Source organism: Streptomyces sp. AP-93, from assembly GCF_022808175.1.
GTDB lineage: Bacteria > Actinomycetota > Actinomycetes > Streptomycetales > Streptomycetaceae > Streptomyces.
The window spans coordinates 88,893-107,977 of record NZ_JALGBX010000022.1 but is presented as its reverse complement, the minus strand read 5'-3'; the positions used below and the strand labels follow the sequence as shown (position 1 = coordinate 107,977).

The window sequence follows — 19,085 nt, the reverse complement described above, 5'->3', positions numbered from 1 at the left end:
CCCGCAGGTCAGACCGAGGGTTTCAGCCAATTCCGTGCAGCCCCGGGCTGTACCGAGACCTCACCCCTACATTGAATCGAACACATATCCGAGTTGCTAGTTGGAGTGTTCACTGATGAACTCACGAATCCGAGCCGCCCTGACATGCGTCGGCTTCACCGCTGCGGCAGTACTGGGCCTGTCGAACCCGGCAGCCGCTGCCGAAACGGCGGGCGTGTGGATGAACGGCAGCCATTCCTTCAACATCCGCACCAGCGCGAGCACGTCCGGAAGCCTCATCGCCACGGTCTCGAACACCTCGACCCGCGTCCCGTGCACCACGACGCCCTGTACACGCAACAACGAGGGCGGGTCTTACAGCTGTTGGTCGGGAGGTCCCTCGGGCAACGACTGGGTGAAGGTCAACTACAACGGGCGTATCGGCTGGGTCGCCATCTACTGCGTCGAGGCGGGCCGGATCTAACGGAAGCCTGACACGGTCGGGGCCCGACTGGGGCCCCGACCGCGCGAGGACTCAGCGCTTCTTCTCCAGGACGAACTGGTCGATGACCGCCTCGCAGGAGTTGCCCGCCTCGCAGGAGATCTTGATGGTGTTCGTGCCCTGCTTGAGGTTCACGTAGGAGTAGGTGTTGGTCCAGCCCTTGGCCCAGTCACCCTCGCCGGCCTTCGCGAAGTTCTTCATGTTGATCGGCCGGGTCTGCGCCTTGTCGTTGATCGCCAGCGTCATGCTGGCGTCCTTGCCCGGCACGCCGTAGTACATCCGGAAGGTGTACTCGCCGGCCTTGGGGACGTCCATCGTCCAGGTCACGGCGGCACCCTGCTGGTTGAAGCCGCCGACGTACTTGCCGCCCGCGCTCTTGGCCCCCGGCACCGCGTCCTCCAGCGTGGCACCCTCGGTGAGCACCATGCCGGAGCCGCCCGCGTCGCCCTTCGGCAGCGGGGCGTCCGGCGACGCGGAGCCGCTCGGCTGGCCCGAGGGGGTGTTCTGAGCGGGCGCCGAGGGGCTCTGGCCCGCGTTCGCGTTGTTCTTGTCCTTGTCGGCGTCGCCGTCCTTGCCGAAAATCACGGCCGCGCCGATGCCGATCGCCACCGCGGCGACCACCGCGACGGCCGCGACGAGCATGCCCCTGCGGCTGGACCCGCCGCTGCCGTGCCCGCCGCCGTGGCCGCCACCGCGCCCGCCGCCGGAGCCCGGCAGCGGAACGGACTGGGTGTACTGCGGGGGCTGCTGCTGCGGCGGGACGCCGTAGCCGCCCTGCTGGAGCGCTTCGGGGGCCTGGTACTGCGCCTGGTAGGCCGGGGGCTGCTGCTGCGGGCCGCCCTGCTGATAGGGAACGGGGCCGCGCTGGCCGCCCTTGGGCCGGTCACCGACCGTGCGGACCTGGTTGTACGAGGTCCGGGGCACACCCGGCTGGCCGCCGGCCGTGGCTCCCGGGTAGCCGTACCCGCCGCCCTGCCCGGGCGGGGTGGCCCCCGCGGCCTGGCCGTCCTCGTAGAGGTAGCCGAACGGGTCGTCATCCTCGGGCTGGTTCGCCCCGTTGTTCGGGCCGTGGTTCGCGGGCGTCGTCATCGCAGGTCACTCCTTTCGACCCCGGGGAGCCTACCCCGAACAGGTGCGCCCACGGGCGGCCCGAGAGCTTACCCGGCCCTGCGGTGCGCCTTCGAACGGGACCGCTTCTCGATGTACATGCGCTGGTCGGCGGAGCGCAGCACCTCGTCGGCCGACATGCCGCAGCTCGCCCAGCCGATCCCGAAACTGGCCCCCACGCGGACCGCGCGGCCGTCCACCCGGATCGGCGGGATGATCGCGTTGCGCAGCCGCACCGCGAGGTCGGCGGCGTCGGCGGCGCCCAGCCCGTCGGCGAGGACGACGAACTCGTCACCACCCAGCCGGGCCACCGTGTCCCCGTCCCGGACCCCGGTCGTCAGCCGCCGTGCCACCTCGATCAGGACCGCGTCGCCGGTGTGGTGCCCGAACCGGTCGTTGATCGACTTGAACCCGTCGAGGTCGCAGAAGAGCACCGCGAGCCCCTTCGTACCGTCGTCGATGTCGGTCGCCGGCGCGACCGTGTGCACATGGTGGTCGTACGGGCCCACCGCGGCCGAGCCGCCGCCCGGCGCGCCGCCGGGGCCGCCCATGCCCCCGGGGAACTCGAAGGGCTCCGGAAAGCCGTCGGGCCGGTACCCGTGCTCGCCGTGCGCTCCGTACTGACCGGGTGCGCCCTCCCCCGGGGGCCGCGTCTCGAAGGCGGCGTCCAGCGCCTCCACGGCGGTGGCGCGCACCGACTGCGGGCGGCGACAGAGCCGGGCCCCGAGCCGGGAGCGCAGCTCGGCGCTGTTGGGCAGGCCGGTCAGCGAGTCGTGGCTGGCCCGGTGGGCGAGCTGCAGCTCGTGCCGCTTGCGCTCCTCGATGTCCTCGACGTGCGTGAGCAGGAAGCGCGGCCCGTCGGCGGCGTCGGCGACGACGGAGTTGCGCAGCGAGACCCAGACGTACGTACCGTCGCGCCGGCCGAGTCTGAGCTCGGCGCGGCCGCCCTCGGCAGAGGTCCGCAGCAGGGTGCCGATGTCCTCGGGGTGGACGAGGTCGGAGAAGGAGTACCGGCGCAGCACGGAGGCGGGCCGCCCCAGCAGCCGGCACAGCGCGTCGTTGGTGCGCAGCAGCCGGCCGTGCTGGTCGCCGCCCATCTCGGCGATGGCCATGCCGCTCGGCGCGTACTCGAAGGCCTGGCGGAACGACTCTTCGCTGGCGCGCAGGGCCTGCTGCTCGCGCTCGAGGCGGACCAGGGCCCGCTGCATGTTCGCGCGGAGCCGGGCGTTGCTGATGGCAATCGCGGCCTGGAAGGCATACATCTGGAGCGCTTCGCGGCCCCAGGCGCCGGGCCGGCGGCCGTTGCGCGGGCGGTCCACGGAGACCACCCCGAGCAGTTCGCCGCCGGTCGCGTACATGGGGGCGTAGAGCCGGTCCTCGGGGTGCCACTCGTCCTCGAACCGCGGGTCGGGGCCCTCCGTGTGCCACTGCGGGACGTCGTCCTCGACGAGGACCCAGCCCTCGGTGTGCGGGATGAAGCGCAGTCCGTCCCAGTTCTCGCCCATCGTCAGGCGGCGTTCCCAGGAGGCGCGCGAGCCGACACGGCCGGTGATCAGGGCTTCTGCGGCGGGGTCTCCCGCGAAGGCGGCGACGACCAGATCACCGTCGGGGCGAACGAGGTTGACGCAGGCGAGTTCGTAGCCGAGGCCGAGGACGATGCCGTCCACGACGGTCTGCAGGGTGTCCGCCAGGCTCCGGGCCGTATTGAGCTCGGCCACCACCCGGTGCAGCTGCCGCAGGGTCGCAAGACGGACGTACGGCTCCGACTCGGTCTCCATTGCTCGCTCTCCCCGAGACCTCGACAGCAACTCCAGGTTTGCATCGGCGCTTCGTTGCGGTGTCCCGTCCACTGAATCACAGTGAGCTGTGCGGCAGGTACACAGGGTCAACAAATCTTGCTCTCTGTGACTCAAGTCACATGAGATGAATAAGGGGACCGCCGCGCCGCCCCACTCGGGTTCATTCCGGCCGGTTCGCCCAACCTGTTCCCGGAAGCAAACGATACGCCCGGACCCGGAGCGGCCCGGAGCGGCCCGGAGCGGCGTAGGCCATCGGACGGGGGCGCGCCTCGGCCCTGCGCCCGAGGCGCCGTCGGGCCTCCGCCCGATGCGCGGCGCGAGGGCTGACAGTAGCGTCCCGACCGTGCCCCCAACGACCCCCGTGACACCACTTTCCGCACCCGCACCCCATGCTGTGGGGGTGAGCAACGACGAGTTCCGGGCCGCGATGTCCCGACTGGCGGCGGGCGTGTGCCTGATCACCGCACAGGAACCCCCGCTGTCGGCGGGCGGCCCGCGCGGCGAGGACGTCGGCATGACGGCGACCGCCTTCATGTCCGTGTCCCTGGATCCGCCCCTGGTCCTCGTCAGCGTCCGCGAGGGCTCCCGGATGGACGACCTGCTGGCCGAGCAGCCCCTGTGGTCGGTGTCGGTGCTCGCCGACCACCAGCTCCAGATCGCGAGCCGGTTCTCGATGAAGAACCGCATCAGCGACCGGCTGCTGTTCGCGGACCTGCCCTACACGCGCGGCGGCGTCTCCGGCGCCCCGCTGCTCTCGGGCGCCCTGGCCACCCTGGAGTGCCGTACGGAGAACCGCGTCGAGGCGGGCGACCACACCCTGGTCATCGGCCACGTCCTCACCGCCACCCAGCCGGCGCCCGACTCCCCGCCGCTGACGTACTTCCGGGGGCGCTACCGGCACCTGGCGCCCTGAGTGCCGGCGGTCCGGTGGCCCGGCGGTCCGGTGGCCCGGCCGTCGGCCCGCCCCTGTCCCGCCGGCAGCCCGGCCGGCAGCCCGGTGGCTACCAGTCCCGCGCGTTGCGGCCCCGCTTGGTCTCGCCGCGGGCCTTCTTCTCGCGCAGCCGCCGCTCGTTGATGCCCCGGGGGATCTTCGTCGCCCGCCGCGCCTTGGGGGGCGGCGCCGTGGCCTCGGCCAGCAGCGCGGTCAGCCGGACCAGCGCCATCTCCCGGTTGCGGAACTGCGAGCGGTGCTCGGAGGCCCGTACGGTCACCACCCCGTCGACCAGCCGGGACGCGAGGCGCTCCAGCGCCCGCTCCTTCCACACGTCGGGAAGCGACTTCGTCGCCGCGACGTCGAAGAGGAGTTCCACGCGCGAGTCGGAGGTGTTCACGTGCTGGCCGCCCGGCCCGGAGGACCGCGAAAAACGCCAGGCGAGCTCGCCCTCGGGGAGCACGACCGAACCGCGGATGACATAAGGACCAGGCATGCCCCCTATGATCCGTGCCCGCCGGAGCCCCGTCACCCTCATTTCCCGGACCGGACCGCAGACCGAGCCGCCGACCGGGCCACGAACCGGACCGCGGACCGTCCGCCGACCATCCGCCGACCGAATCTTGGACAAATCCCCGACTGCGGAACCTGGCGCCCCTCTCCCCGCGTTATGGAGGTCAGCGGTAGCTTGGACATCCTCACGGTCGATACGACAAGTGAGACCAAGTGAGACATAGGAAGGGACACCAGTCACCATGGCAGTAAGCCTCTCCAAGGGCGGAAACGTCTCGCTCAGCAAGGAGGCCCCGGGCCTCGCGGCCGTCACGGTCGGCCTGGGCTGGGACACCCGCACGACCACCGGTGTCGACTTCGACCTGGACGCCTCCGCCATCGCGGTCAACGCGCAGGGCAAGGTCGTCTCCGACGGCCACTTCGTCTTCTTCAACAACAAGTCCACCCCGGACCAGACCATCGTCCACACCGGTGACAACCGCACCGGCGAGGGCGCCGGCGACGACGAGGCCATCAACGTCAACCTCGCGGGCCTGCCCGCCGACGTCGACAAGATCGTCTTCCCGGTCTCCATCTACGACGCCGAGACCCGCAGCCAGAACTTCGGCCAGGTCCGCAACGCGTACATCCGCGTGGTGAACCAGGCCGGCGGCGTCGAGATCGCCCGCTACGACCTCTCCGAGGACGCGGCGACCGAGACCGCCATGGTCTTCGGCGAGCTCTACCGCAACGGCGCCGAGTGGAAGTTCCGCGCCGTGGGCCAGGGTTACGCCTCCGGCCTGACCGGCATCGCCCAGGACTTCGGCGTCAACGTCTGACCCTGAGCGCCCGCGTCCACGGACGCGTCCCAGCTGAAGCCCCCTCCCGGCCGTCCGGGGAGGGGGCTTCGCTACCGTTCGGTACGTGATCCTCCTGCCGCTCGCTCCCGTCGAGGACGGCGCCCTGCCGGGCCCGGTCCTCACCGAAATCGCCACCCTCTACGCGACGAACCACGCGTTCTTCGAGCTCAGCGGCGATTTCCCCGACCCCGGCCGCATCACGGTCGAGCAGGTCGCCGCCGCCCTCGCCGACGAGCTCGCGCGCGAAGGCGCCGAGATCCTCCTCGCCCGCTCCGCCGGACGCCTCGTAGGCCTGGCCGCCACCCTCGCCCGACACCCGGACCCGGCGTCCGAGGACCCCGACCCGTGGATCGGCCTGCTGCTCATCGACGCCACCGCGCACCGCGAGGGATACGGCCGCGCCGTGGTCGCCCTGGTCGAGGACCGCTTCCGCACCGCCGGCCGGTCGGGCGTACGGCTCGCCGTGCTCGACGGCAACGAGAAGGGCCTCGCCTTCTGGCAGTCCCAGGGCTACGTCACCCTGCGCCGGGGCGCCGACCGCGAGGCGGGCCGCCCCTGCACGGTCCTGCGCAAGGCCCTGTAGGGCGGCGCTACGGCGTCTTCGGAGCCTGGGGGGCCTTCGGGTCCGTCGAGGCTTCCGGGGCCTTCGAGGCCTTCGAGGCCTTCGGGCGGTCCTTCCCGTACAGCCACACGTCCCAGACATCCGTCAGGTCACGGCCGGTCTTCCGCTCCGCATAGGCGGTGAAATCGGCCGTGCTCGCGTTCCCGTGCCGGTGGTCGGCGGCCCAGCCCCGCACCAGGGCGAAGAACTTCTCGTCGCCGACCTCCTGCCGGACCCGTTGCAGGACCATCGCCCCGCGCCCGTACACCGGGGACCCGGAGATCTCCTTCGGGTTGCGGGGGGCGGCCGGCGGGAAGGCGCCCCAGTCCGAGCCCGCCTCGCCGTCGACGCGGGTGTCCCCGGCGACGTAGGCGTCGAAGTGCTCCTGCGCGCTCGGCCCGCCGTGGTCCTCGGACCACAGCCACTCGGCGTAGGTCGCGAAACCCTCGTTGAGCCACATGTCCTTCCAGGACTTCGGCGACACCGAGTTCCCGAACCACTGGTGCGCCAGCTCGTGCAGCACCAGCTCCTGGCTGCCGGGCGCCCCCGGGAACACCGGCCGGGTCTGCGTCTCCAGCGCGTAGCCGAGGCTGTGCGCGGGCAGCACGATCGCGCCGGTCGTGGAGAAGGGGTACGGCCCGAACCGCCCGATGCCCCACTCCACCATCTCGGGCAGCCGCGCGAGCGCGGCCCCGCTCGCCGCCGCCTCGCCGGGCGCCACCGCCGTGTAGACGGGGATCCCGGAGGCGGTCCGCCCGGTCGTGACCTTGAACTTCCCGATGGCCACGGTCGCCAGGTAGCTCGCCATCGGCTCCGCGGAGTGCCAGGCGAACGCGGTCCGCCCGTCGCCCCCCTCCGTCTCCTCGGTCTCCTCCGTCTGCTCCGTCTCCTCCGTGCGGAAACGCAGCTCGCCGTTGGACACGGCCTCGTACCCGTGGGGGACGGTCACCGTGATGTCGTACGTGGCCTTGTCGCTCGGGTGGTGGTTCCCCGGGAACCAGGCCATCGACCCGACGGGTTCGCCGACACCAACCGCGCCCTTGCCGCCCGGGGTGACGATCCACCCCTCCTCGGACCCGTCGGGGTCGGTGAGCGCCTTGGGCCGGCCGGAGTAGTCGACCTCCGTACGGAAGACCTCCCCCCGCTCCAGGTCCTCGGCGGGGCGCACCGTCAGCTCGTTGCCGCTGCGGTTGAAGCGGGCCCCGACGCCCTGCACGCTCACGCCCTCCACCTCGAGTCCGCTGAGATCGAGGTTGAAGGAGCTGAGCCCCTGCTCGGCACGGGCGGTGATGACGGCGGTGGCGTGCAGCAGCCCGTCGGCCGGGTCGTAGTCGAGGTCCAGGGAGTAGTGCTCGACCTGGTAACCGCCGTTGCCGGCCTTGGGGAAGAACGGGTCGCGCACCCCCGACGCACCCGGCCGCCCCTGCACGGTCTCCCCCGTGCAGCCCGTGAGGGCGAGCAGGGTGGCGACGGCAGGGACGGCCAGGCGGAACGGAAAGCGATGATGCACGCGTCCGAGACTACGTCCCGCGACTCTCCACTTTGACTACTTGGCGAGGGCGTCCACGCCGGCCTTGGCGAACTTCTCGTCCAGGTCACCGCTCGGGGCGCCGGCCACGCCGATGCCCGCGACCGGGGCGCCCTCGGCCTGGACGGGGGTGCCACCGCCGAGGAAGAGGGTGCCGGGGATGTCCTTCAGGTTCGGGGCCTGCGCGAGGCGGCCGGCGAGCACCGAGGTCGGGGCGTTCCAGGACACGGCGGTGTAGGCCTTGCGCTGCGCGGACTCGTAGGACTGCGGGCCGGCGCCGTCGCCGCGCAGCGTGACGATGGTGTTGCCGTTGCGGTCGACGACCGCGACGGTCACCTTCTGGTTCTCCTGCTCGGCGGCGTCCAGCGCGGCCTGGGCGGCGCGGGTGGCGGCGTCGATGGTGAGGTGCGTGGAGGTGGTGAAGTTCTTCTTGTCGCCGTCCTTCTTCGCGACGGCGACGGGGGCGGCGGCCGGAGCGGAGGCCGGGGCGGCGTTGGCGCTGACCGCGCCGAGGGCTCCGGCGCCGAGGACGACGGCGACGGCGGTACCGGTGAGAACGCGGGTGCGGGTCTTCATGTCTGCTGCTCCTGTGAACGTCGGCACGGCGGGCTGTCCTGCCGTTGCTCCAACCCTCTCCCCGCCACCCCCACCACCCCGTCCCCGTACCGGCTCCGAACCCGCCCCCCACCGGTTGACCCAAGGGTCAACCGATCGGCTGATGCGCCCCGCCCCCACTGGGCGTTTACCTGACCCCACGGGCGGCTTCCCCGCCGCCCGGAGCCCAGCCACCGGGGCTTTCCCCGCAGCCGGGGCCCTTCCCACCCCACCGGGGCCAAACCCAGCCGTCCGGCGTTTGAGGACCGGGGTCTGGGGCGGAGCCCCAGGGGTTCCGGGCGCAGCCCGGGGCCGGGACAGGTCAGGGCGGAGCCCTGGGAACGGTGGAAGGGCGGGTAGGGGACAGCCCCGCGCAGCGCCACCCACCCGCACCACCCACCCGCACCACCCACCAAACCGGCACCATGGACAAACGCACCACCCCCAGGAGCACCCCCGTGACCAGCGCGCCCCCACCGAGCCCGCCCAGCCCGCCGAGCCCGGCAACCCCGCCACCCCCAGTGGCCCCGCCGAGCCGCCCGGCGACCACCCCACCCCCCAAAGACACCCGCGCCCTGGCCACGGTCATGCACACCGCCTTCTTCCTCCTCCTCGGCGCCTCCGTGGCCCGCTTCCTCCTCCGCCACCCCGACGAACCCCGCACCCCGTGGATCATCGCCCTCAGCATCACCCTGGCCCTGCTCTACGTACTCGGCCCCGCCCTCGGCGCCGCCCCCACCGTGCGCCGCCTCCTCTGGCTCGGCCTGGTCGTCGCCGTCTGGGTGGTCCTCGTCGTCCTCGCGCCGAGCTTCGCCTGGTGCGCCGTACCGCTCTTCTACACGGCCCTGCGCACCCTCCCGCCCCGCGCGGCCATCGTCCTCGTGGCCCTGCTCACCGTGTTCGTCGTAGCGGCCCAGCTCCGTCTCGCCCAGGCCTCCGGCTCCGAGCCCTTCGACCCCAACCTCCTGCTCGCCCCGCCCGCCGTCGCCGCGCTCGCCACCGCCGTGTTCGTCCACATGGAGCGCCAGGCGGCCGCCCAGCGCACCCTGATCGACGACCTGATCCGCACCCGCCGGGAACTGGCCGCCACCGAACGCCGCGCCGGCACCCTCGCCGAACGCCAGCGCCTGTCGATGGAGATCCACGACACCCTGGCCCAGCACCTGTCCAGCCAGCAGATGCTCCTCCAAGCCGCCGACCGCACCTGGGACACCGACCCGGGCACCGCCCGCGCGCACGTCCGTACCGCCACCGACATCACCGCCCGCGGCCTCGCCGAGGCCCGCCGCCTGGTGCACGACCTCGCGCCGCCCGAACTCGCCGACGGCGCCGGCCTCCCCGACGCCCTGCGCGCGCTGGACGCGGGCCCCGACATCGAGGTCCGCTTCCACCTGGAGGGCGCGCCGGTCCGCCTCCCCGACCGCGCGGAGCAGGCGCTGCTGCGCATCGCGCAGGGCGCGCTGGCGAACGTACGGGAGCACTCGGGGGCCCGTACCGCGGCCCTCACCCTGAGCTTCCTGGGCGACCAGGTCGTCCTGGACATCGCCGACGACGGCCACGGCTTCACCCAGACCACCCGCGGCGCCGCCGGGGAACGCGGCCACGGCCTCCCCGCGATGCGCGCCCGCGTCCGCCAGCTCGGCGGCACCCTGACCATCGAATCCACCGCGGGCGAGGGCACGGTCCTGTCGGCGTCGATCCCCCTGGAGCCCACCCCATGACCACGAACGAGAACCCGGCCGCCACGACCCCGGACCCGAAGGACACCCCTCCGGCCCCTTCGGCCCCGGCCCCTGCCGCCACCCCTGCCCCTGCCCCTGCCCCTGCGCCTGCCCCTGCCGCGGACACCAAGAAGGCGACCACGATCCTCCTCTGCGACGACCACGTCGTGGTCCGCGCCGGCCTGCTGGCCCTGCTCGGCAGCGAGCCGGACATCGAGGTGCTCGGCGAGGCGGGCAGCGGCGAGGAGGCGGTCGCCCTCGCGGCCAAACTCCGCCCCGACGTGGTCCTGATGGACCTCCAGCTCGGCGAGGGCATCGACGGCGTGGAGGCCACCCGCCGCATCACCGCCGCCCCGAACCCCCCGCACGTCCTGGTCCTGACCACCTACGACACCGACGCGGACATCACCCGGGCCATCGGCGCGGGCGCGACCGGCTACCTCCTGAAGGCGGAACGCCCGGAGGAGCTCTTCGCCGCGATCCACTCCGCCGCCCAGGGCCGCACCACGCTCTCCGCCCCCGTGGCCAGCCGCGTGATGGCCCACATGCGGGGCACCCGGCCCACCCTGACCGACCGTGAGCTCGACATCCTCGGCCAGCTCGCCCGCGGCCTCGGCAACCGCGACATCGCCCGCGCCCTGTTCATCAGCGAGGCCACGGTCAAGACCCACCTGGGCCGCATCTACGACAAGCTCGGCGTCGACACCCGCGCGGGCGCGGTCTCGGTGGCCAAGGAACAACGCCTCCTCCCCTGACCACGGAGCCATCGGCACCCGGCATCGGGCACCCAGCACCCAGCACCCAGCACCACCGTCCCTCCCCCACCCGGGGCGCTCTCCACCGTGGCCGTACCCCCCAGGTACGCGATGCCGCGGCGGCCCAGCAGCCGCAGCCCGTCCCCGCCCGGATGCCCGTCCCCGGCAGCGGCGGTCGCCTGCCGGACGCGCCGAGCTCGATCCGGCGAACCCGACACCCCCGGGGGCATCGGGAACTCCGATCCCCGGGCCCACACCGCCCACGGGGGGGGCGCCGTGCGGGACCCCCGCCAGGAGGTGCGGGACGCCCCCCGCCCCGCACGTGACACCATCGGGTACGTGCTCGACATCGGCTACTCCCTCTCCCGGCGCTTCCCCGACCCCCCGCAGACCGACTACCGCTCGGCGGACGTCCACTCGCTGCGCCACGACCTGTTCTGCGGGGACGTCTACCTCGCCGACACCAACGCGGACCGGGAAGTGTCCACAGCCTGGGGATGGGTGCCCGTACTGGACTTCGCCTGGGCGCTGTGCGACATCGTCGAGCAGCTCGACCAGGACCCGCGCGGCAGCCGCGCCGCCAACCGGCAGTATGCCGAGATCGACTTCACCGAGTCCTCGGACCGCATGCTCTTCGAGCGCCGCTTCGGATGGGTCGACGTCGAGGCCGACTGGATGCCGTCGGAGGAAGCCCCCCTCACCTTCAGCCACCGCCTGCTGCGCCGCGAAGCGCGGGACTTCCTCCACGACGTGATCGCGGACCTCGTCGACATGCACGACGGCCTGGGCGACAACCCCGTCATCTGGACCCTGCAGTCCCGCTTCCCCCGCGTCCCGGCCTGACCCGTCGGGCCTGACCCATCGGCCGCCCGGGCACGACCGGCCGGTAAGGTCTCACTCTTCGGGTCCGGACGGCCTGGAGTCCCCGTGAGGCACCGCCGACCATGACCAACGACGAGCACGACCAGGACCCGGCAGCCGCAGCCGCAGCCGCAGCCCGCGTACGACTGGACCGGGCACTGGCCCAGCTGGCCGTCACCTTCCACGGGATGACCGCCCGGGCCGACGAGAGCAATTGCGATTGCCACTGGGGCAGCCCCGAGGAGCTCGCCCTGCTGAAGCTCCCCGGCACGGAACTCGACCCCGACCTCCTGCACCGCACCTGGAGCGTCCCCGACTGGCGCGACCACGGCGCCGTACTGCGCCGCATCCTGCCGCAGTTCGCCCGCTTCCTGACCGGCGGCCTCGGCGACTACGCGTGGGACATCGACCGTGTCGGCTACTCGTTCCACCGCGCCGAGTGGTGGCAGCAGTGGCCCGCGCCGCAGAGCGCGGCCGTGGACGAGTTCCTGCACGCCTGGTGGGCCCGCTCCCTCCTCACCCCGGACCCCGCCCTCCCCGTGCACGAACTGCTCCAGCTGTGCACCGAAGCCTCCGGCACCATAGGCCCCTGGCTCGCGGACTGGGAGGCCCTCCACCACCCGATCGCCGACCAGCACCTCGCCCACACGGTCGACGCATGGGAACGGGATCTCCTGGGGGACTCGCTCCCCTGGACGACGTGGTCCTTCTGGCCGGACGAAGCGGAAGCCGTACGGACGGAACTGACCGCCTGGCTCGTGAGCCGGGCGCCCGAACGCCTGCGCGCCCACGGCGCCCCCGAACAGCTCCTCCACGCCGTGCGGCTGCTCGGCCTCACCGACGGCGACCGCTGGTACGACCCGCACTGGCCGAACCACCGCTACTCCTGACGCGCCCGGCACGCCGGTCGTGCTCGCCTCCGCCCCGGAGCGCACGGCGAGCACGCCCGGAGGGCGCCCGCTACGGAACCACCCACTACGGAACCACCCGCACACCCAGCTGCGCAGCCATCGCCGGAGCCAGCTCGAACAGCTGCCCCGCACTGATCACCGCCCCGGCCAGCGCATCCACGCCCCGCGCGATCTCCAGCGCGCTCGCGCCCCGCAGGTCCACGTCCGCCATCCGCGCCCCCGTGAAGTCCACGGCCCGCAGCTCGCAGTCCCGGAACTCCACCCGTTCGAGCACCGCGCCCCCGAAGTCCGGCTCCACCAGCACGCACCCCTCGAAGACCACGTCCTTGAGTCGCGCCGTCCGCAGGTTCAGGTAGTCGATCTTGCCGCCGCGCACGAGCACCCGCTCCAGCACCGCCCCGTGCAACTGCACCCCGCCCAGCCGGGCGTCCAGCAGTTCCACGTCGCGCAGCGAAGCCTCCGACAGGTCCGGCCCCACCCCGCGGACACCGTCCAGCACCGAGTCCAGGATCCGTGCCTTGGCCAGCCCGGTCTCGTCCAGCACGCAGCGCCGTAGCGCACAGTCCATGAACCGGGCCCCGCGCCCGTCCCCGCCCGTGAGGTCCACCTCGACGAGCTCCAGCCCGTCGTAGTCCCCGTCCGGCTCCAGCCCCGGCCCCGCGTCCTCCCAACCGCTCAGCTCCGGCAACCGCACCTCCGCCCGCCGCGCCGCCTTCACCGTCTGCGGCTGCTGCCGCTTCTGCGTCTTCCGCCCGTCCCGCGCCATCGCCATCCCCCCATCCTGGCCCACCCCTTGACCTCAAGCCCACTTGAGGTCCCAGGCTTCACCCATGCCCACACCCACCATGCGCGCCATCCGCCTCCACGCCTTCGGCCCCGCCGAGAACCTCACCTACGAGTCCGTCCCCCGCCCCGTCCCCGCCCCCGGCCAAGTCCGCATCGCCGTCGCCGCCGCCGGCGTCCACCTCCTCGACACCGCCCTGCGCCGCGGCGTCCAGGGCCCGCCCGCGCCCCTGCCCGAGCTGCCGACCGTCCCCGGCCGCGAGGTCGCCGGCACCGTCGACGCACTCGGCCCCGGCACGGACCCCGCATGGCTCGGGCAGCCCGTCGTCGTCCACTTCGGATTCGCCCCCGGCGGCTACGCCGAGTACGCCGTCGCCCACGCCGCCCGACTGCACGCCGTCCCGGACGTCTTAGGGCGTGTCTTTCGGATCAGGCCGGGCCCGCGTCGTCCGGCACCGAGCAGGCCGGCCTGGACGCCCGCGGCATCACCACGCAGCACGTCCTCGGCCCCGCCATGCTCCGGCGCACCGGCGGCGCAGACCCCCTGCGCCTCCTCGAAACCCGCGCCCTCGCCGAAGCCGCCACCGGCCGCCTGCGCCCCGCACTCCAGCGCTACCCCCTCGCCGAAGCCGCCGCGGCCCACCACGACCTGGAGACCCGCGCCACCACCGGCAAGGTCGTCCTGGAACCCTGACCGCCGGCCGGCCCCGGCTACGCGCCCCCGAGCTCCGCCAGCGCCCCGTCGGTCAGCCGGTACACCGACCACTCGTCCTGCGGCCGCGCACCCAGGGCCTCGTAGAAAGCGATCGTCGGCTCGTTCCACTTCAGGACCGACCACTCCAGCCGCTCGTACCCGCGCTCCACGCAGATCCGCGCCAACTCCCGCAGCAGCGCCTTCCCGTGGCCGCCGCCGCGCACGCCCGGACGGACGTACAGGTCCTCCAGGTAGATGCCGTGCACCCCGCGCCACGTCGAGAAGCTGAGGAACCACAGCGAGAACCCGACCGCCTCGCCCTCCGGCGTCAGCGCGAGGTGCGCGAACGCCGCCGGCCGCTCCCCGAAGAGCGCCTCCCGCAACTGCGCCTCGGTGGCGCGCGCCTCGTGCGGCACCTTCTCGTACTCCGCGAGCTCGCGGATCATGGCGTGGATGACGGGTACGTCGCTGACGACGGCGCTACGGATCATGCCTGCACCCTACGAGGCACCGCGCCCGCTCCTCCCCTTCCCCACCCGCCCCAGCAGCGACTCCGCGACCCTCAGCTGCACCGCCGCCGGCCGGTCCCCGTCCTCCACGTCCCACAGGCAGTTCTGCAGCACCCGCCCCAGCGTCCACGCCCGCGCCCGTTCCCGGTCCGTCCCCACCGCCTCCGCGAGCGACTCGAAGCGCCACCGCACCTCCCGCGCACGGAAGTTGTTGACCAGCGCCGGCAACAGCTCGAACCCCGGATCACCGGCCAGCGGCTTCGGATCGATGGCCAGCCACGGCTCGCGCCCGCCCGCCAGAACGTTGTCGTAGTGCAGGTCCCAGTGCAGCAACCGGTCCCCCGGCTCCCCCGCCACCTCCGCCAGCGCCGCCGCGCAGTCCGCGACCAGCCCCCGCTCCCGGCCGTCCCCCAGCTGCGCCAACGCCCCCGGCACCGCCTCCAGCATCGCCGCCGCCACGTCTGCGAGCCGCCGCAGCCCGGCCGGCGCCGGGACCGCCGTCAGCCGGGCCAGCAACCCGCCGACGAGTTCCACCGCCCGCCCGGAGTCCCGTACGGCCAGCGCCGACAGGTGCCTGCTCTCGTCGAGGCGCTCCAGCAGCAGCGTGCCGGTCTGCGCGTCGTCCGCCAGCAGCCGTACGCAGCCCTCCCCGGCCCACGCGCGCAGCGCGAGCGCCTCCCCCGCGTTCTCCTCGTCCAGCGCCGGCAGCTTCAGCGCCGCCGCCGTCCCGTCGGCCCGCACCACCGGCAGCACCAGGGCCGTCACCCCGTACATCCCGGGCCCGGTCACCCGTAGCTCCCACCGCTCCAGGAAGGCGGCCACCCGCGCGGGCAGCGCATCGACGAACTCCCGCCCGGCCGCCCCGTTGTCCCGCACCTGCGCCCGCACGAACCGCCTCGGCACCCCGCCGAACCGACCATCAACCCAGCCGCCCGAGCCGCCCGAGCCACCCGCCGCCGTCGCACTGTCCATGGCCCAACCCTAGGCCTACAGAGCCCAGTAGGGCTCCGGCAGACCGGCTGGGGCATCGGCCGCGCCACCGCCCGCCCCGGCAAGCTCTCCAGGTGAGCCGAGTTGAGCTTGGCCAGGCGCGATCCATTGAGGTCCTCCTAGGAGGAGCCCCCGATCCCGGCACCCTTCAACGCCTGTGTGAACGCCCCCGCGTCGAACAGCGACCCGTCCCTCGACCCGACCGGCTTCCCCTCCACCAGCACCATCGGCGTCGCCTGCGCACCCGTCGCCTCGAAGCCCTGCTCGGCCTCGGCGACCCACCCCTTGTACGTCTCGTCCTTCACCGCCGCGTCGAAGTCCGCCCCGCGCAGCCCCGGCACCCGGTCCGCGATCTTCAGGAGCAGCTCGTCGGTGAACTTCCCCCTCGGCTGACTGGCGAAGACCGCCGCGTGGAACTCCGCGAACTTCCCGGCGTCAGCCGACGCGCGCAGCGCATTGACCGCCTTGGCCGAACCGCTCGCCCCGTCCCGGTCCAGGAAGGAGGCCAACAGGTACTCGATCTTCACCTGGCCGGCCACCGCGAGCTTCAGCAGCGACTCCCCGCCGGCCTCCTCGAACCGCGCGCAGTGACCGCACTTGGGGTCCACCAGCACCTGCGCGGTACGCGGCGCGTCCGGCTTCCCCACGACGATCTTCGCCCCGTCCACCGTCGTGGGCAGCCCCGCGAGCTGCCCGGCGATCGGACTGGTCCGCACCGCACCCTCGGAGGCGGCCACCTCCCCCTGCTCTCCGGAGCCGCATCCGACGACCGCCCCACCCAGCAGCACCACGGACGCGACCGCCGCGACCAGCCGCCCCGCCACCACAACCCGCGCCATACGAACCCGTACCTCTCACACAAAAACCTGACAAAATCCCCGCCCCACCCTAAGGAGGGAACCACCCCGCCCACATCAGCCATTCGGCCACCCCCGAGCCCCCGAAACCCGACGTCACGCCCCTGGACACCCGCCCAAAACGCCGTGTACCAACTCCCCCATGACGATCAACGGCGGAATTTCCTTCTGGTACGCGACAGATGAGACCGCCCCCGCCCACCCACCCCGCGCCCCGCTCACCGGCAACACCACGGCCGACGTCGTCATCGTCGGCGGCGGCTACACCGGCCTGTGGACCGCCTACTACCTCAAGACCGCCGCCCCCGACCTGCGCGTCACCGTCCTGGAGCAGAAGTTCTGCGGCTACGGGGCCTCCGGCCGCAACGGCGGCTGGCTCTACAACGGCATCGCCGGCCGCGACCGCTACGCCGCCCTCCACGGCCGCCCGGCCGCCCAGCGCCTCCAGCACGCCATGAACGAGACCGTCACCGAGGTCATCGACACCGCCGCCAAGGAAGGCATCGACGCCGACATCCACCGCGGCGGCGTCCTCGAGGTGGCCCGCACCCCCGCCCAGCTCTCCCGCCTCAAGGCCTTCCACACCGCCGAACTCTCCTTCGGCGAAACGGACCGCGAGCTCTACGACGCCACCGACACCCGCGCCCGCATCAACGTCGCGGACGCCGTGGGCTCCTCCTGGACCCCGCACGGAGCCCGCATCCACCCCCTGAAGCTGGTCAAGGGCCTGGCGGCCGCGTGCGAACGCCTCGGCGTGGTCATCCACGAGTCCACCCCCGTCACGGAGATCGCCCCCCGCCGCGCCCTCACCCCGTACGGCACGGTCCGCGCCCCGTACGTCCTGCGCTGCACGGAGGGCTTCACCGCCGCCCTCAAGGGCCAGAAGCGCTCCTGGCTCCCGATGAACTCCTCGATGATCGCCACGGCCCCGCTCCCGCCGGAGATCTGGTCCCAACTCGGCTGGTCCGACGCCTCGACCCTCGGCGACATGGCCCACGCCTACATGTACGCCCAGCGCACGGCCGACGACCGCATCGCCATCGGCGGCCGCGGCGTCCCCTACCGCTACGGCTCCCGCACGGACAACGACGGCCGCACCCAGCCCGCCACCATCACGGCCCTCACCCACCTCCTCGAATCCTTCTTCCCGGCCCTCACGGGAGTCGAGATCACCCACGCCTGGTCGGGCGTGCTGGGCGTCCCCCGCGACTGGTGCGCCACGGTCACCCTCGACGCGTCCTCGGGCCTCGGCTGGGCCGGAGGCTACGTGGGCTCCGGCGTGGCCACGGCCAACCTCGCGGCCCGCACCCTCCGCGACCTGGTCCTGGGCGACAGGACAGACCTCACCACCCTCCCCTGGGTCAACCACCGCGTCCGCCGCTGGGAGCCGGAACCCTTCCGCTGGCTCGGCGTCCAGGCCCTCTACGCCGCGTACCGCGAAGCGGACCGCCGAGAATCCACCACCCACACCCCGACGACAACCCCGCTGGCCCGCCTGGCAGACCGCATCTCGGGCCGCCACTGACGACACGCAAAAGGCCCCGGGCAACCGCCCGGGGCCTTCCACTTCTGTACGAATTCCCTTGGTCATCAAGCTTCCAACCCGGGATGGAGCCCCCTGTCGGATTCGAACCGACGACCTACGCATTACAAGTGCGTTGCTCTGGCCGGACTGAGCTAAGGGGGCGTGGCGACCCTGCGCAAGGCACGGAATCGCCTTCACTCTACACATCGCCCCGACCCCTCAGCGAAGACCTTTCCGGTGTCCGGGGTCGCCGCCGGCGGCCCCCCTCACACCCCCGGATACCCCGCCCGCGCCAGCCGCGGCCCCACCGCCTCCAGCGGGAGGCCCGGGTTGAGGGCGTCCACGACCTCCTGGGTGAGCGGGAGCAGCGACCAGACGTGGCGGACCGCCTCCAGGGGGAGGTCCGTCTCGTAGTAGTCCTCGGCGAAGTCGCGGTAGGCCTCCGGGGTGCCCGCCACGAGCAGCTCGAAGAGGTAGTCCGCGCCGTCCGGGTCGGACTTGCCCTCCGGGAAGTCCACCGTGCCCGTACGCCACTGCGTGTCGGCGGTCTCGCGCCAGAAGACGGCGGTCGCGTTGAGCACGCCGTCCACGCAGAACGCCGGCTCCGTCAGGTACGGCCGGAAGGCCTCCGGTATGCCGTCGGTCAGGCCCGGCCAGCCGTCCTCCTGGTCGGTGTCCGCCCACGGGCTCATCACCGACTCGTGGTCGAAGCCGTGTCCGAAGACCCCGGCGGCCGTGAAGACGATCGCGTAGTCGTCGCCCGAGCCGTTGTCCATCAGTGCCGCTTCCTCGCCCGGGCCCCACTTCGGGTCGTAGGCGAAGTAGCCGTCGTCCTCCTCGCCGCTGATCACCAGTTCCAGCGCCGCCATCGCCCGGCAGCGGTCGCGCAGCGTCTCGATGTCGGGCAGCGCGCGGGTCACGTCGTAGATGGTCATGGCCGTGATCAAAGCAGCCGCCTCTGACAGCCGGGGAACTCACTCGCCTCCAGGTGCTGACAGGAGCGGCTCGGGCGGGTAGCGTCGGGCCGAGTCCAGGTCACTGGACTAGACCTTCCACTCGGATCGTCCGGCACGTTCCTGCCGGTAG

Annotated in this window: 20 protein-coding genes, 1 tRNA gene and 1 pseudogene; 11 read left to right on the top strand and 11 right to left on the bottom strand. The window is 72.8% G+C overall.

Features of this window, described 5'->3' with window-relative positions; genetic code table 11:
* The first annotated feature begins 115 nt into the window (after nt 1–115).
* Complete coding sequence (locus MTF69_RS31010; protein WP_243339528.1) at nt 116–463, top strand: hypothetical protein; 348 nt, start codon at nt 116–118, stop codon at nt 461–463.
* 51 nt (nt 464–514) lie between these two features.
* Here MTF69_RS31010 and MTF69_RS31005 read toward each other — a convergent pair whose 3' ends face one another.
* Nucleotides 515–1,570, bottom strand: coding sequence for a CBM35 domain-containing protein (locus tag MTF69_RS31005; RefSeq protein WP_243339527.1), 1,056 nt, complete (start codon nt 1,568–1,570; stop codon nt 515–517).
* A 68-nt stretch (nt 1,571–1,638) separates the two neighbouring features.
* Complete coding sequence (gene cdgB, locus MTF69_RS31000; protein ID WP_243339526.1) at nt 1,639–3,366, bottom strand: diguanylate cyclase CdgB; 1,728 nt, start codon at nt 3,364–3,366, stop codon at nt 1,639–1,641.
* 328 nt (nt 3,367–3,694) lie between these two features.
* On the opposite strand from cdgB, the gene MTF69_RS30995 reads away from it, so the two are divergent.
* Nucleotides 3,695–4,300, top strand: a complete 606-nt coding sequence (locus MTF69_RS30995; protein WP_243339525.1) for a flavin reductase family protein — start codon at nt 3,695–3,697, stop codon at nt 4,298–4,300.
* 88 nt (nt 4,301–4,388) lie between these two features.
* On the opposite strand, the gene arfB is transcribed toward MTF69_RS30995, so the two are convergent.
* Nucleotides 4,389–4,814 (bottom strand): alternative ribosome rescue aminoacyl-tRNA hydrolase ArfB, encoded by a 426-nt coding sequence (arfB, locus tag MTF69_RS30990; RefSeq protein ID WP_243339524.1) that lies wholly within the window; start codon nt 4,812–4,814, stop codon nt 4,389–4,391.
* A 259-nt stretch (nt 4,815–5,073) separates the two neighbouring features.
* Here arfB and MTF69_RS30985 point away from each other — a divergent pair, with 259 nt between their 5' ends.
* Nucleotides 5,074–5,649, top strand: coding sequence for a TerD family protein (locus MTF69_RS30985; RefSeq protein ID WP_243339523.1), 576 nt, complete (start codon nt 5,074–5,076; stop codon nt 5,647–5,649).
* 85 nt (nt 5,650–5,734) lie between these two features.
* Complete coding sequence (locus tag MTF69_RS30980; protein ID WP_243339522.1) at nt 5,735–6,253, top strand: GNAT family N-acetyltransferase; 519 nt, start codon at nt 5,735–5,737, stop codon at nt 6,251–6,253.
* Between the two features lie 7 nt (nt 6,254–6,260).
* On the opposite strand, the gene MTF69_RS30975 is transcribed toward MTF69_RS30980, so the two are convergent.
* Together MTF69_RS30975 and MTF69_RS30970 are read right to left on the bottom strand one after the other, a co-directional pair.
* Complete coding sequence (locus MTF69_RS30975; RefSeq protein WP_243339521.1) at nt 6,261–7,781, bottom strand: M1 family metallopeptidase; 1,521 nt, start codon at nt 7,779–7,781, stop codon at nt 6,261–6,263.
* A gap of 36 nt (nt 7,782–7,817) precedes the next feature.
* Nucleotides 7,818–8,375 (bottom strand): heme-binding protein, encoded by a 558-nt coding sequence (locus tag MTF69_RS30970; RefSeq protein ID WP_243339520.1) that lies wholly within the window; start codon nt 8,373–8,375, stop codon nt 7,818–7,820.
* A gap of 605 nt (nt 8,376–8,980) precedes the next feature.
* Between MTF69_RS30970 and MTF69_RS30965 the strand changes: the two genes are divergently transcribed.
* The 4 genes from MTF69_RS30965 to MTF69_RS30950 all read left to right on the top strand — a co-directional run bounded on the left by MTF69_RS30965 (nt 8,981) and on the right by MTF69_RS30950 (nt 12,620).
* The gene (locus tag MTF69_RS30965) at nt 8,981–10,114 is read left to right on the top strand and encodes a sensor histidine kinase (protein WP_243339591.1); all 1,134 of its coding nucleotides are present in this window, start codon (nt 8,981–8,983) and stop codon (nt 10,112–10,114) included.
* Complete coding sequence (locus tag MTF69_RS30960) at nt 10,111–10,869, top strand: response regulator transcription factor (protein WP_243339515.1); 759 nt, start codon at nt 10,111–10,113, stop codon at nt 10,867–10,869. Before MTF69_RS30965 ends, MTF69_RS30960 begins: the two co-directional genes overlap by 4 nt.
* Before the next feature lie 339 nt (nt 10,870–11,208).
* Entirely contained in the window at nt 11,209–11,712 is a 504-nt protein-coding gene (locus MTF69_RS30955) for a hypothetical protein (protein WP_243339590.1), read from the top strand.
* Between the two features lie 101 nt (nt 11,713–11,813).
* Entirely contained in the window at nt 11,814–12,620 is an 807-nt protein-coding gene (locus tag MTF69_RS30950; protein WP_243339512.1) for a hypothetical protein, read from the top strand.
* An 85-nt stretch (nt 12,621–12,705) separates the two neighbouring features.
* Here the strand turns inward: MTF69_RS30950 and MTF69_RS30945 are convergent, their stop codons facing one another.
* Entirely contained in the window at nt 12,706–13,413 is a 708-nt protein-coding gene (locus MTF69_RS30945) for a pentapeptide repeat-containing protein (RefSeq protein WP_243339511.1), read from the bottom strand.
* A 58-nt stretch (nt 13,414–13,471) separates the two neighbouring features.
* On the opposite strand from MTF69_RS30945, the pseudogene MTF69_RS43840 reads away from it, so the two are divergent.
* Both MTF69_RS43840 and MTF69_RS43835 read left to right on the top strand, forming a co-directional pair.
* Nucleotides 13,472–13,771 (top strand): annotated as a pseudogene (locus tag MTF69_RS43840) (alcohol dehydrogenase catalytic domain-containing protein); the annotation flags it as partial.
* Between the two features lie 167 nt (nt 13,772–13,938).
* Nucleotides 13,939–14,118 carry a zinc-binding dehydrogenase gene (locus tag MTF69_RS43835; RefSeq protein WP_374324422.1) on the top strand — a complete coding sequence of 60 codons (180 nt, stop codon included), beginning with the start codon at nt 13,939–13,941 and terminating at the stop codon, nt 14,116–14,118.
* Nucleotides 14,119–14,135: 17 nt separating this feature from the next.
* On the opposite strand, the gene MTF69_RS30935 is transcribed toward MTF69_RS43835, so the two are convergent.
* The 3 genes from MTF69_RS30935 to MTF69_RS30925 form a co-directional block, all read right to left on the bottom strand.
* The gene (locus MTF69_RS30935) at nt 14,136–14,609 is read right to left on the bottom strand and encodes a GNAT family N-acetyltransferase (protein ID WP_243339510.1); all 474 of its coding nucleotides are present in this window, start codon (nt 14,607–14,609) and stop codon (nt 14,136–14,138) included.
* A gap of 9 nt (nt 14,610–14,618) precedes the next feature.
* A complete protein-coding gene (locus tag MTF69_RS30930; protein WP_243339509.1) occupies nt 14,619–15,599 on the bottom strand; it encodes an aminoglycoside phosphotransferase family protein in 981 nt (326 codons plus the stop codon).
* A 137-nt stretch (nt 15,600–15,736) separates the two neighbouring features.
* Nucleotides 15,737–16,456, bottom strand: coding sequence for a thioredoxin domain-containing protein (locus MTF69_RS30925; protein WP_243339508.1), 720 nt, complete (start codon nt 16,454–16,456; stop codon nt 15,737–15,739).
* Between the two features lie 160 nt (nt 16,457–16,616).
* On the opposite strand from MTF69_RS30925, the gene MTF69_RS30920 reads away from it, so the two are divergent.
* Nucleotides 16,617–17,999, top strand: coding sequence for an FAD-binding oxidoreductase (locus MTF69_RS30920; protein WP_243339507.1), 1,383 nt, complete (start codon nt 16,617–16,619; stop codon nt 17,997–17,999).
* Nucleotides 18,000–18,083: 84 nt separating this feature from the next.
* On the opposite strand, the gene MTF69_RS30915 is transcribed toward MTF69_RS30920, so the two are convergent.
* Nucleotides 18,084–18,161, bottom strand: a tRNA-Thr gene (locus MTF69_RS30915).
* A gap of 104 nt (nt 18,162–18,265) precedes the next feature.
* Nucleotides 18,266–18,934 carry a hypothetical protein gene (locus tag MTF69_RS30910; RefSeq protein WP_243339506.1) on the bottom strand — a complete coding sequence of 223 codons (669 nt, stop codon included), beginning with the start codon at nt 18,932–18,934 and terminating at the stop codon, nt 18,266–18,268.
* Nucleotides 18,935–19,085: the final 151 nt, after the last annotated feature.